Annotated in this window: 14 protein-coding genes and 1 pseudogene; 6 read left to right on the top strand and 9 right to left on the bottom strand. The window is 49.9% G+C overall.

Annotation, left to right across the window (positions count from 1 at the left end):
* Nucleotides 1-1,113: 1,113 nt before the first annotated feature.
* Nucleotides 1,114-2,490 (top strand): trigger factor, encoded by a 1,377-nt coding sequence (gene tig / locus HQ50_RS10235; RefSeq protein WP_039430287.1) that lies wholly within the window; start codon nt 1,114-1,116, stop codon nt 2,488-2,490.
* Nucleotides 2,491-2,642: 152 nt separating this feature from the next.
* Here the strand turns inward: tig and HQ50_RS10230 are convergent, their stop codons facing one another.
* Complete coding sequence (locus tag HQ50_RS10230; RefSeq protein WP_039430277.1) at nt 2,643-3,227, bottom strand: DUF3109 family protein; 585 nt, start codon at nt 3,225-3,227, stop codon at nt 2,643-2,645.
* A gap of 249 nt (nt 3,228-3,476) precedes the next feature.
* On the opposite strand from HQ50_RS10230, the gene queC reads away from it, so the two are divergent.
* Genes queC through HQ50_RS10215 form a run of 3 tightly spaced genes read left to right on the top strand, consistent with a single transcriptional unit; the run spans nt 3,477 to nt 5,809 of the window.
* Entirely contained in the window at nt 3,477-4,139 is a 663-nt protein-coding gene (gene queC, locus HQ50_RS10225; protein ID WP_039421454.1) for a 7-cyano-7-deazaguanine synthase QueC, read from the top strand.
* A 34-nt stretch (nt 4,140-4,173) separates the two neighbouring features.
* Entirely contained in the window at nt 4,174-4,668 is a 495-nt protein-coding gene (locus HQ50_RS10220; RefSeq protein ID WP_039430274.1) for a metallophosphoesterase, read from the top strand.
* 10 nt (nt 4,669-4,678) lie between these two features.
* The gene (locus tag HQ50_RS10215; protein ID WP_039430272.1) at nt 4,679-5,809 is read left to right on the top strand and encodes a CapA family protein; all 1,131 of its coding nucleotides are present in this window, start codon (nt 4,679-4,681) and stop codon (nt 5,807-5,809) included.
* A gap of 50 nt (nt 5,810-5,859) precedes the next feature.
* On the opposite strand, the gene HQ50_RS10210 is transcribed toward HQ50_RS10215, so the two are convergent.
* The 7 genes from HQ50_RS10210 to HQ50_RS10180 form a co-directional block, all read right to left on the bottom strand.
* Complete coding sequence (locus HQ50_RS10210) at nt 5,860-6,570, bottom strand: precorrin-2 C(20)-methyltransferase (protein ID WP_039430269.1); 711 nt, start codon at nt 6,568-6,570, stop codon at nt 5,860-5,862.
* Between the two features lie 117 nt (nt 6,571-6,687).
* Nucleotides 6,688-7,878: a glycine C-acetyltransferase gene (gene kbl / locus HQ50_RS10205; protein WP_039430266.1), complete on the bottom strand. Its 1,191-nt coding sequence runs from the start codon at nt 7,876-7,878 to the stop codon at nt 6,688-6,690.
* Nucleotides 7,879-7,960: 82 nt separating this feature from the next.
* Complete coding sequence (locus HQ50_RS10200) at nt 7,961-8,386, bottom strand: DUF5606 domain-containing protein (RefSeq protein ID WP_039421448.1); 426 nt, start codon at nt 8,384-8,386, stop codon at nt 7,961-7,963.
* A 107-nt stretch (nt 8,387-8,493) separates the two neighbouring features.
* Nucleotides 8,494-9,102: a dephospho-CoA kinase gene (gene coaE / locus HQ50_RS10195; RefSeq protein ID WP_039430264.1), complete on the bottom strand. Its 609-nt coding sequence runs from the start codon at nt 9,100-9,102 to the stop codon at nt 8,494-8,496.
* A 6-nt stretch (nt 9,103-9,108) separates the two neighbouring features.
* Nucleotides 9,109-10,116, bottom strand: a complete 1,008-nt coding sequence (locus tag HQ50_RS10190) for a CdaR family protein (protein WP_018965413.1) — start codon at nt 10,114-10,116, stop codon at nt 9,109-9,111.
* A 133-nt stretch (nt 10,117-10,249) separates the two neighbouring features.
* Complete coding sequence (gene yajC / locus HQ50_RS10185; RefSeq protein WP_018965414.1) at nt 10,250-10,588, bottom strand: preprotein translocase subunit YajC; 339 nt, start codon at nt 10,586-10,588, stop codon at nt 10,250-10,252.
* Between the two features lie 82 nt (nt 10,589-10,670).
* On the bottom strand, nt 10,671-11,183 hold the full coding sequence (locus tag HQ50_RS10180; RefSeq protein ID WP_018965415.1) for a methylated-DNA--[protein]-cysteine S-methyltransferase: 513 nt from the start codon (nt 11,181-11,183) through the stop codon (nt 10,671-10,673).
* Here HQ50_RS10180 and HQ50_RS12750 point away from each other — a divergent pair.
* Complete coding sequence (locus tag HQ50_RS12750; RefSeq protein ID WP_316930681.1) at nt 11,147-11,443, top strand: DUF1661 domain-containing protein; 297 nt, start codon at nt 11,147-11,149, stop codon at nt 11,441-11,443. The genes HQ50_RS10180 and HQ50_RS12750 overlap by 37 nt on opposite strands.
* On the opposite strand, the pseudogene HQ50_RS12745 reads toward HQ50_RS12750, so the two are convergent.
* A pseudogene (locus tag HQ50_RS12745) lies at nt 11,362-11,700 on the bottom strand (hypothetical protein); the annotation flags it as partial. The gene HQ50_RS12750 and the pseudogene HQ50_RS12745 overlap by 82 nt on opposite strands.
* Between HQ50_RS12745 and ruvB the strand changes: the two are divergent.
* Nucleotides 11,681-12,712: a Holliday junction branch migration DNA helicase RuvB gene (gene ruvB / locus HQ50_RS10175; protein WP_018965416.1), complete on the top strand. Its 1,032-nt coding sequence runs from the start codon at nt 11,681-11,683 to the stop codon at nt 12,710-12,712. The pseudogene HQ50_RS12745 and the gene ruvB overlap by 20 nt on opposite strands.
* Nucleotides 12,713-12,727: the final 15 nt, after the last annotated feature.

Raw genomic sequence — 12,727 nt, 5'->3', positions numbered from 1 at the left:
CATAAAGGAAGTGGAGGAGTAGGGCTCTCTTTACTAAGGTAACATTTTGTTCCTTAGCTCTGCTTCCTTTTTCTTATATCCTCCAAAACGTTTAGGACAACATTGGCGGTTGCCCTGTCTTATTCCTGATGTTCCAAGTTGTCGCTGTCTTTTTTGCTACCTTTGCAAAGTAACTGAGAGTTCTTCACAGCAATGTGAACAACTATATATACAAATAGCCTGCTCAATTTATAGAACAACTTGACAAATGACCCATAGACATGCATACCGACTTAGCATATACCAGACCTTTGTTAAGGGCAATTTTGCCCCATCTATTCGTGTACTGCGACAACATCGTATCCCATACAAGTGGCCTTTATCATATGAGAAATAGCGTTTAGGGAGATATTTACTCCCTTTCCAAGCATATCAGGCACCCGTCGAATTAGACTCAGTTCGACGGGTGCCTTTGTTTTATAGGCTCTCGAAAAGGCTTTCAGTCGCTTACGATTTATATACAAATCATTTACCATCTGTATATAAATTGAAAACGATTGATATATAAATCGAAAACGATCTGTATATATATCGTAAATGGTTTATATATAGATCGTTGTGCGATGTTCTTGAAAGTGGATTTTGAGCTGACAAAGTTTGTTTTCTCTTCTTTTTGAGATCGAAGTCTGCTTCTTTTTAGAACCTTATTTAGAATCATTCTAAACTCTGCTTCGTTGTTGAAAACTTTTTTGGCGCATGTTTGGGGTGCCGTATCGGCTCCCCGAAATGAGGGAAATAAATCTTTTTCGGAGTAGATGGAGAGAGCATCGATAGGGTTCTATTCACTCTCTGGTCGAGCAGGCTGTCAATGGATCGTAGACTTTGGCCATTGAGTAACGAGCGTTCATCGCTCTATACTTTATGGGCTCTCTTTTCAAGACCGTGTGCCTGATAGGACTGAGGGAGATATTATCTCAATCTTCACGACTGTTTCAGTTGGGGGAGGCATGTGCCGTAGAATATGCAAGTGCTTCATATTTGCGGCTTTCAAAGAATTCGGCTAATTTTGGCGGAAATTTTTACGCGGTTTTTCAAAGCCAAAAAGACAATAACTCCAAGATAATAAAGAAGAAAATGAACGTATCGATCAAGAATACGGATGCCGTCAATGCCATTGCTACCGTAGCAATCGAGAAGGCTGACTATGCCAACGAAGTGGAAAAAGCACTGCGTACCTATCGCCAACGTGCCAATGTCCCTGGGTTCCGCAAGGGAATGGTGCCGATGGGTATGATCAAGAAAATGTACGGCAAGGGTGTCAAAGCAGAGGAGATCAACCGCGTAGTCGGTCGTGAACTCTATCGCTATATAGCTGACAACAAGCTCAATGTACTGGGCGAGCCTATGCCTAATGAGGAATTGCAGAAGGAGTACGACTTCGATACCACTGACGACTTCGAATTCGTATTCGATCTGGCTCTCAGCCCTGTAGTAGACGTAGTGGCAGACAAGAGCGTTCGCGTACCTTATTATACGATCCAACCCACAGAGGAGATGATCGACCAGCAGATCGAATCCATGCGCTCCAGCTACGGACACTCGGTGGAGGCTGATGAAGTGGGTGCCAATGATGTAGTGAAGGGTCGCCTCTGCGAGTTGGAGAACGGACAGCCCAAAGAGGGTGGTATCTGTGTAGAGGAAGCTATGTTGCTCCCGGCCTATATAAAGGACGAAGAAGAGAAGAACAAATTCGTCGGTGCTGCCAAGAACAGCGTTGTCGTATTCAATCCTGCTAAGGCATACAATAACAATGAGTACGAACTCTCTTCTCTCTTGAAGGTGGACAAATCAGCTATCGGAGAGCATACGGGCGACTTTTCTTTTGAGATCAGCAGCATCTCTCGTCATGAAAAGGCAGAGCTGAACGAAGAGTTCTTCAAGCAGGCTTTCGGTGAGGAGACGGATATCAAAAACGAATCGGACTTGCGTGCCAAGGTGACCGAAGGTGTTCGCGAGCAATTTACAGCCGAAAGCGACTACAAATTCCTCTTGGATTTGCGTCGCGTGTTGGAAGCTCAGGTAGGTGAGCTACAGTTCCCCGATGCGTTGCTGAAGCGCTGGCTGAAGCTGTCGCATACGGAGTGGAGTGATGAAGAATTGGAAAAACAATATCCTGCCATGATCAAGGATCTGACCTTCCACGTGATCAAGGAAGATCTGGTCAAGAAGAACAACATCGAGGTTACGCCGCAAGACGTCAGGAACTTCGCCATCATGGTAGCCAAGAATCAGTTTGCCCAGTATGGCATGTCCGCCGTTCCTCAGGATGCTCTCGAACGCTATGCCAATACGATGATGGAGAAGGAAGATACTCGTCGCAATTTCTTCGACCGCGCTACGGAGAACAAGCTCGCTGCCGCACTGAAAGAAAAGCTCGATATCGATGCCAAGACGGTTTCTCCGGACGAATTCAACAAGCTGATGACCGAACAACCGGCTTCGGCTGAGTAATCTCTCTCTATTCGACGTCTTGTCTGTGGTAGGGATTGCTCCTACTGATACACTTCCGAATGAAATAAGGCTGCCATGCAATTACTGCCGGCAGCCTTTCTTTTTTTATCCCCCCTGTGTGGAATTGATTGCCGTTTGGCCTATTGGCAGACCTATCGTTTTAGTGGATTTTGCTCCAATAAAGTGGCTATTTCTTCCATTTCTCTATACCATTCCTCACCGAATGCCCGTATGAGTGGTTCTTTTAGGAATCGGTATAGGGGTGTTCCCGTCTGACGGCCTAAGGCTTCTGCACAACGGCAAATCTCCCAACGGTGGTAATTGACCGCCGTAAAGCCGCTGTAACGGGTCAGACGGACGGGGTATAAATGACAACTGAGCGGCTTCGGAAAGTCGATCTTGCCCGAGCGGTATGCCCGCTCAAAGGCGCAGAGGCAATTGCCGTTTTCGTCGTATGTGGTGAAAACGCAGTCCCGTCCGTTCACAATGCTGGTGACTTCGTCTCCTTCCACATCCAGATAGCTGACGCCCTGCTTATCGATCACTTCGAGGGCTTCGGGCGCAAGCATATCGCGCACGGCATCGAGATGCTTGCGCAGCAAATCGGCCTCTCCTGCTTCAAGGGGGGCACCGCTTTCTCCTTCCACACAGCAAATCCCCTGACAAGTGGCATAATCGCAGACAAAATACTTGTCGAAGAGGTCAGGGCTGACGATCGTTTCTTGGATTTGGAACATCCTTATATGCAATATTTCTAACGGAGCGCAAAACTACTAAAATCCGCTCCAATATCCGGATCTTATCCGATGAAAACATATGAGCACTTTTGTATTTTCAATCGGGCTAATCTCTTCATGTGTCCGATGAACCATTATCTTTGGCTCGACGGAGCCGCTCTTCCCTCCATCAAATGGGGCTTTGCGAGCTGTGAGGTTGCCGTTTCCCGTTTATGTTTAAGTCTTAAGTAAAAGAATCATTTGTTCGGTATGCAGACAGAAAAAGATAGCCTTATCGTCGTTTCCGGTGGGATGGACAGTGTGACGCTGATGTACGAGAAGAGAGCCTCCATCGCTTTGGCTCTCAGCTTTGACTATGGCTCCAAACATAATGCGCGCGAATTGTCGTTTGCTAGGCTACATGCAGAGCGTTTGGGTGTGGAGCATCTGATTGTCCCCCTCGATTTTATCGGGCAGTATTTTCAGAGTGATTTGTTGCTTAGCGGGGGAGATATTCCTGAGGGCAGATACGACGAGGAGAATATGAAGAGTACGGTAGTGCCCTTTCGCAACGGCATTATGCTGGCGGTGGCTGCCGGATTAGCAGAAAGTAGGGGATTGCGGCGAATCTATATCGCCAATCATTTCGGCGATCATGCCATATATCCCGATTGTCGTGCCTCATTTATTCGTCCGATGACCGAAGCTGTTCGGTGCGGTACCTCGGACGGTGTGCTTATAGAAGCTCCGTATACGGATATTACCAAGACCGATATTGCACGGATTGGGGCTTCCCTGGGTATAGACTATGCCGAGACTTGGAGCTGCTATAAGGGCGGTGTTTCTCATTGCGGTGTTTGCGCTACTTGTGTAGAGCGCAGAGAAGCACTGCGCGATGCCGGCATTCCGGATCCGACTGAGTACGAAGGTTGAGTCTGCTTCATTGGGCACGAGTTTATCATAAGCGATGAAAAAAATAGGACTCCTATCCGATACGCATGGCTGCATCGACGAAAAGTATCGAGTACACTTCGCCGATTGCGATGAGATTTGGCATGCCGGTGACATCGGTTCTGTAGCGGTAGCAGAGCATCTATCGGGATTGGCACCGCTCCGTGCTGTCTATGGTAATATAGACGGACAGGACATTCGTTTGCAGTATCCCGAGGTATTACGTTTTCGTGTAGAGGAGGTGGACGTGCTTATGACGCATATCGGAGGGTATCCCGGGCGTTATGAACCTCGCGTCTATCGAATGCTTGTGCAGCAACCGCCCCGCCTTTTCGTCTGCGGGCATAGCCATATCCTCAAAGCCATGTACGATAAGAAGTTGGATATCCTGCATCTCAATCCCGGAGCTGCAGGCAAGTATGGTTTTCATGCTGTTCGCACCCTGATGCGCTTTGTAATCGACGGGCGGGATATAAGGGATTTGCAGGTAATAGAACTGGCTAATCGATAAAACAATCAATATGAAATATTTCATTCCCAAGGTTTGCATTTCCTTCTCCTTACTGTTAGGCAGTTGTATATCCTCGTCATGTCGTGGCGGAGCAACCCCGTCTTCAAGTGGTACGGGATTAGTTCCGGATCGGATCGATACGCTGGAGATTAAGTTGCTCTTTGCCGGAGATATCATGACACACGGCCCTCAGATAGAAAGCGCAAAGCGCGAAGGGGGAAGTGTGTACGATTTTTCTTCCTCTTTCGATAGCTTGTTTTCCATGATAAAGGGAGCCGATCTTGCTATTGGGAATTTGGAGACCACTTTTGCTGGTGCACCCTATAGCGGATACCCTACTTTCTCTTCGCCTGACGCTATGGGGGAGGCTCTTAGAAATGTCGGTTTCGATGTGCTGACTACTGCCAACAATCATACTGCCGATAAGGGGAAAAAGGGCATTGTACGTACTCTCGATATGCTGGATAGTCTGGGTATAGCCCATACCGGCAGCTATCGGGATATGGCTGCTCGCGATAGGATGAATCCCCTTATCGTCGAAGCTAAAGGAGTACGCATAGCTATTCTGGCCTATACCTACGGTACGAATGGAATGCCTGTGCCCGCTCCTACTTGGGTGGATCCTATCGATACGGTTATGATGAAGAAGGATTTGCAGCGGGCGGACTCCTTAGGGGCGGACTACCGTATCGTGCAGATTCATTGGGGAGTCGAATACAGAAAGGAGCCCGATAGCGAGCAACTGGAACTTGCACGCAAACTTCATCGCTACGGTGCCGATGCCATCATCGGAAGCCATCCGCATGTGGTGCAGCGATCCGAGTGGTTGAAAACCGACACCAAGACCTCTTTCGTGATCTATTCGATGGGCAATTTTATAAGCAATCAGAGAAAGCCTGCTGCCACCAGAGGCGGTATGTTGTTATCGCTTACCCTGCGTAAGGTGGGCGATCTGATTACCACGCATCCCGACTACCAATACGTTTTTGTCAATAAGCGCACTCCGCAGGGTAAGAGAGTTTATCGCTTGTTGCCTGTGGATCCTTTTTCTACAGATACTCTGCCTGCTCTTCCTCCGGAGGAGCAACAGGACTATAAGGAATTCGCCAGATATTACCGAACGATACCTCTCGTTCAGTAAGAATCAGGATAGGGGAAAAAGAGGAAAAGATGATTATTGGAAGAGCACTTCTATGGCTTCGGTTTGAGCCGCAGCATGGAGAAATAGGGGAAGCGACGAGGTAATATGTCTTCTTCGATGCAGGATGAGATAAATTCCTTGTCGGTCCCTACGTACTCGAAATAGATGGCAGCTACATTTTCCTTGGACAAGAACTCTTTCACTACGCTCTCGCATCTCGATAGTTTCATGATCAGGACTGTGCGTCCCTGAGCCATAGCCTCGCACAGTTTTTCCGGCGTGGCATTTCCCGGTATTATCTGTAGCTCCTCGTCCTGTCGGGTGATGCTCTGTCCTGCAACGGCACCCGCAGCGATGAAGGCCGGTACTCCTGCGATGAATACAAAAGGACACCCCTCACGAAGAAGCACATCGGAGATATAGTGCGTAGAGGAATAAAAGCCTGCATCACCTTCGGCCGCTACCGCAACCGACAGACCTTCGTCGTAATGGGCTTTGCATCGTGAAGCCACTTCTTCATATACCGCTAATGCTTTTGTCCTGTCCATACTCATAGGAAGAGAGTAGGGTCGGAATTTGGTCGTATCTATACCATTTGCCAACATGATCTCTTCTGCTTTCGATACGGTCTTGCCCGATGGTGAGACGGTGGTAGGGTAGTAGATGAGGTCGCATTTTTGCAGAGCTTTGTATGCCGCGAGCGTTATCAGATCGGGATCGCCGGGACCGAGAGATACGAATCGGACAGGATAGCGTTCCATATCTATTGCGATAAGGGGGGGGATTTTTGTTTTTCTTACTGATGGATAAGGGGCTGCACTTGAGGATCATACCTCCGAGTGCAGCCCCTTCATTATCGGTATATCGGATGTCTGTCGTTATTTAATAACGCCTAATTCGCGACCAACTTTGATGAAGGCGTTGATAGCCTTGTCCAGATGTTGGCGTTCGTGGCCGGCAGACAGCTGTACTCGGATGCGAGCCTGTCCTTTGGGAACGACGGGGTAGTAGAATCCCGTAACGTAGATACCCTCTTCGAGCAAACGAGCCGCATAGTCCTGAGACAGTTTGGCATCGTACAGCATGACAGCACAGATGGCACTTTGGGTCGGCTTGATGTCGAAACCGGCTGCCAGCATTCTGTCGCGGAAGTCGTTCACGTTCTCCATCAGCTTGGTATGGAGGTCATTGCTCTCTTTCAGTATCTTGAAGACTTCAAGACCGGCACCTACCACACTGGGAGGAATAGAGTTGCTGAAGAGATAGGGACGTGAACGCTGACGCAGCATCGCGATGATTTCTTTCGGGCCGGTCGTAAAGCCACCGATGGCACCGCCGAAAGCCTTACCCAGAGTCCCGGTATGGATGTCGATACGTCCGTAGCAGTCGAACTGTTCTGCCACGCCACGTCCGGTAGCACCCACTACGCCGGCAGAGTGGCATTCGTCCACCATCACCATGGCATCGTATTTCTCTGCCAAATCGCATATCTTATCCATGGGAGCCACATTGCCATCCATGGAGAATACGCCATCCGTTACGATGATGCGATGGCGTTGGGCTTGTGCTTCTTTCAGGACGCGCTCGAGGTCTTCCATGTTGGCATTCTCGTAGCGGTAACGCTTGGCTTTGCAGAGTCGAACGCCGTCGATGATGGAGGCATGGTTGAGAGCATCGCTGATGATGGCATCTTCTTCTCCGAAGAGCGGTTCGAATACGCCGCCATTGGCATCGAAGCATGCTGCATAGAGAATGGTATCTTCGGTGTGGAAGTATTCGGCAATGGCTTTTTCCAATTCTTTGTGGATGTCCTGCGTCCCGCATATGAAGCGTACGGAACTCATCCCGAATCCACGCTCATCCATCGCATCCTTGGCGGCTTGTATCAGCCGAGGGTGATCGGACAGACCGAGATAGTTGTTGGCACAAAAGTTCAATACCTCTTGCCCTTCGTTTACGCGGATGTCAGCACGTTGGGGGGTGATGATGATCCGTTCTTTCTTGTACAGCCCGGCTTCTTCGATACTCTTGAGTTCGGCAGCCAAGTAGTCTTTCATTCCTTTGTACATAGCACTGGAGTTTTTTAGGTGTTTTTGGTTTGTTGTATCAGTATCGGTCTTTAACGATGCAGAGGCCGAAGTATGCTATTCTTTATTCCGTCGTCTCTTCTTCCGCCGGTTTCTCTTCCGATAGGAAAGTGGTAAAACCGTTGTCCACCAGGAGGTTGTACCAAGAGATAATCTTGCGTATATCGCTCGGATATACTCTATCGACGTCGTATTCGGGCAGTACCTCCCCGAAGAAAGCACGTAGCGAGTCGTTGTCCTTCGTGAGAGTGGGAGCATCGAGCTGTTTGCCTTCGTACTTCCGGTATATCGCTTCCATAACCTCCGGTAGAGGGACATCGTCTTCGATGGTGTAAATGGAAATATCGCCAAGGGAGACTACTCGGTCCGATGGGTATGTGGGGGTTCTACGTTTCGTGTCGAGGGCTTCGACTATGAGCGTATTCTTTCCGCGCGATACGAGACGAAACAATCCGGATTTGCCGGATATGGAAAGGATGGGTTGCAACATATTTTTCTGTTATTGATATTGTATTTCTGTTATTGACTGTTTGCAAAAGTAAGTATTTCGTTCCTGTCCGAGGGGCAGGAGAGCAGGGAAGCACCTGCCTTATTCCCCTAAAGCCGATCGGGCGGATTCGGTCTTTTTGTTCGGACTGTCTCTATAATTCTGACGACTTGAGGGATGAGCAGATGGGGTGGCGCATTAAACACCGTGTGGTCAGCTCCGGCCTTGGCCAATGACTGCTCTCTTCCTTGGCTGAGCATACGCTGCCTCACGGTCTCTGCCGGTGAACCGTCGCGAGTCATCGCTCGCTCTTGCCTTATCTTTTCGGGAGCATCGACCCGAATCACCGTATCGCACAGAGAGTCGAATCCCGAGCTGAAAAGAATGGCACTCTCGACGGCGCAGAGATCCGACTCGCACTCCGAACGCCACTGGCAGAAGTCTTTTTTGACTTCCGGATGTATGATGCCGTTTACCCGTTCGAGGAGGTCGCCGGAGGAGAAGATGGCCGCAGCCAACCTGTCTCGCCTGAGCATGCCGTTCTCGTACAGATCGCTGCCTATGAGGTCGGTCAGTGCCTGTCGGATGACGGGGCTGTGATCATTGAGCCATTTGGCTCTGCTGTCAGAGTCGTATACGGGGATACCGAGGGTATGCAGGATACGACTGACGACAGACTTCCCGCTTCCTATTCCGCCGGTGATCCCAATGGTAATCATTACTGCTTACTGAATGCGTTCGATGATGAATTGGACGTGCGAAGGCGTGATCTTATAGTGCTTGAGCCAGTCCGGTTTCATGATCAGCTCCACGGGCAGAGAAGAATCGCTCCGGAGCGAATCCGGAGAGGACGGATAGAAAACGGCTGTTTGCAGATCAGCTTCCGATACTTCTTTGTAGCGCGATGTGGGGAGTGTGAGCAGTATCGACACTTTGCCGGGCAGAGGACGAAGAAGGAAGCCATCGGGTACGTTCTTCGTGATGATGGGAAGCTCGAAGGTCTGTTCCGTCAGCTGCTCTACACGCACTTGCATCCTGATATTTGTCGGATCGATAACGATGTCGTCGATCGGGTCGATCGCTATATCCCCGGAGAAATCGTTCTCCAGTCCGTCGATAGAAAACTCCTCCGTATTCACGGATCCGATGCCCGCCAACGCTTCCGCACTTCCATATACGGTCACTTCGCTCGGAGAGAGGACGGGATCGAAGGCGTAGAATCCTTCTTTGGGGACGGTCTGTCCGTTTATGACTACGGGTACGGTTTTCTTTTTGCGAGTGTAGAATGTCGCTTTGATGTCTTCGGGCGAGATGGCTGCAATGGTCGTGGAGGTTTCCAGTTGTTTTTGGAGCAGTTCGACCAGATCCCGTTTGTTCAGTCGCATGCTCTTTTTCTTGTGTAGCTGCGCTTTGGATGGGGAGATATTGATCGGAGAGAAACCCTCCAGCTTATAGGTCAGAAGCACGATACCCTGATCTTTCAGCATAATATTCAAGCGGTCGGGCAGCCTGCCTGAAACTCCTATGTCCGGCGGCAGCTCGGAATAGGAGATGGGAATAGAAAACGAAGCCGTGTAAACGTCCTGCAAGCTCTGCATGAACCAAAAAACGGCAGAGAGAACCACAAAAGCGAAAAAGACAAGGACATTCCTCCCACGGCGTGAACGGGGAGCGGATGCCTTGTCTATACTTTTCCCCTTTTTCCGATCGGCATTGAGGAGATTGAGCTTCATTCCCTTTAGCGGATTTGGTGGAGAACGATGAGGAACTGAAAGAAGGGGTAGGTGCCTTATGCCAAGTGTTACCGGACGTAGTACCCGTCTCCGTCTCTGTCAGTTCCTCCGATAGATTGCCCTTGTGCAGCTCTTAGTCTTTCTTGTTGGCCATGTCTGTTTCCGCTTCGCGAGCAGATACATATACAGACCCTTTATCGATGCGGATGTTCACTCCATTGGCTATTTCGACCAAGAAATCCTTTTCGCGAACCTCGCGTATGGTACCGTGTATACCGCCTGCGGTGATTATTTTGTCTCCTTTAGCGAGGGCTTCACGCTGACGCTGAAGCTCTTTCTGACGTTTTTGTTGAGGTCTGATCATGAAGAAGTAAAAGATTACTACCATGAGCACGAGCACCAGAATCATCTGGCTTGAGCCTCCGAACAGGCCTCCGGTTTGGGGTGCGGCCTGAAGAAAGATGAAATCCATATTCTACTTTGTTTTTATATAACTGGTTTTATGCTTGCAAATATACTCAAATATAAATAGCCCTCGAGAGGCTTTCGTGGCTTTAGACCAGCAGACTCATTTCATGACGAAGCAGGAATTCTTTTTTGTCCAATCCCCCACCGTAACCTGTCAGGGTATTGTCGCTCCCTATTACCCGATGGCACGGCACGAGGATGGATATGGGATTGGCTCCGTTGGCACGGGCTACAGCCCTCACGGCTTTGGGGTTTCCTATTCGTCGTGCAAGAGTGGCGTATGAGATCGTGGTGCCGTAGGGAATGTTCAGCAGCTCGCCCCATACCGTTTGCTGAAACTCCGTCCCTGCCATAAGCAGAGGGACGTCGAAGGTCTCTCTCGCGTGGGAGAAGTATTCGTCCAGTTGGGCGATCGTCTCTTTCAAGACGGGCGACAGTGCGATCTCGTATGAGGAACACAGCCTTTTTTGCAGGCCCTTGTCGATAAGCTCCCTGCGCTCCTTATGTGCCCAGTCGCACATGCAAAGCTGTTGTCCGTAGGAGCCGAGGATGAGATCGCCGCATGGCGATTGGTAGTGCTGAATGCGGATTGTTTCCATACTGTATTTTGTCGTTGGGGGAGGTGTCGAAGATGAAAAATGGCTGTGAGGCTCATTTGCCCTTTTGCCCCCCGTTTCCTGCCAAAGGTACGAAAAGAATAAAGGGTGTGACGTGTGGCCGGAATGAATTCTCGATCCGAAAAATGCTCGATTGTGGTTCGTGTTTTGCTGAAAATACGCGCGTAAATTTTTTCGTTTTGGCGCGAGACGTAAAAAATTTACGAACCAAAACGAAAAAGTTTACGCGCCACGTTTTTTGACCCGAAGAACGACAATTTTTTGGGACGTAAAAGACTCCGGAGATAGCCCATGCCTTTCGGAGCCTTAACATTCCCGACAGGGCAAAAACAGCGTACTTGCATGGAAGAAGCGGTCTGCCGTGCGGTATCGTGTGGCACGTTTGGCGAAAGCTCTTTCTCGAGCATCGTTTTTTTCGCAGGCTTTTGACTATAGTAATTAAGGAACAACGGGCTCTATTGCTTACCTTTGCAGGACGAATGACAGAAGAATTTGACATTAGACAGGAGCGTTACCGCGGCAACGACGGCGAACGGGAAGTCGAAAACAAGCTACGCCCCCTGACGTTCGATAGCTTTAGCGGTCAGGACAAGGTGGTGGAAAATCTGAGCATCTTCGTCGCTGCAGCTCGTTTGCGCGGCGAGGCCTTGGATCATACGCTGCTGCATGGCCCTCCGGGTCTGGGTAAGACCACGCTGTCGAATATCATAGCCAATGAGCTTGGCGTGGGGCTTAAGATCACTTCCGGTCCCGTCCTCGACAAGCCGGGTGATCTGGCCGGACTCCTCACCTCGTTGGAATCCAACGATGTACTCTTCATAGACGAAATACACCGGCTGAGTCCTGTGGTGGAAGAATACCTCTACTCGGCCATGGAGGACTACCGTATAGATATAATGCTGGACAAGGGACCCAGCGCGCGCTCCATTCAGATCAATCTCTCCCCCTTCACCCTTGTGGGAGCCACTACGCGCAGCGGTTTGCTGACGGCACCCCTTCGTGCCCGTTTCGGGATCAATCTCCATCTGGAGTACTACGATATGCATACGATTACCGGTATCGTGGAGCGGAGTGCACGCATTCTGGAGGTGTCCTGTTCGCACGATGCAGCCATCGAGATAGCCGGACGAAGTCGTGGCACGCCTCGTATAGCCAATGCCTTGCTGCGGCGTGTGAGGGACTTCGCACAGGTCAAGGGATCCGGTGCCATAGACAAACCGATAGCCTGCTATGCTCTCGAAGCCCTGAATATCGACCGTTACGGGCTGGACAATGTGGATCACAAGCTCCTCGCCACCATCATAGACAAGTTTGCCGGCGGCCCTGTCGGATTGAGTACCATTGCCACGGCTTTGGGGGAAGACCCCGGTACGATAGAGGAGGTCTATGAGCCATTCCTGATCAAGGAGGGATTCCTCAAGCGGACACCTCGAGGAAGAGAAGTGACGGAGCTGGCTTATACGCACTTGGGGCGTAACCCCCATCCGCACCGGCCATCGCTATTCGACTGATTACATCCTAACCTG

Origin of the sequence: Porphyromonas sp. COT-052 OH4946, assembly GCF_000765965.1 — a bacterium.
Taxonomy (GTDB): domain Bacteria; phylum Bacteroidota; class Bacteroidia; order Bacteroidales; family Porphyromonadaceae; genus Porphyromonas; species Porphyromonas gulae.
Note: the sequence above shows the minus strand (reverse complement) of the source record. Positions and strands in the feature narration are given on the sequence as shown.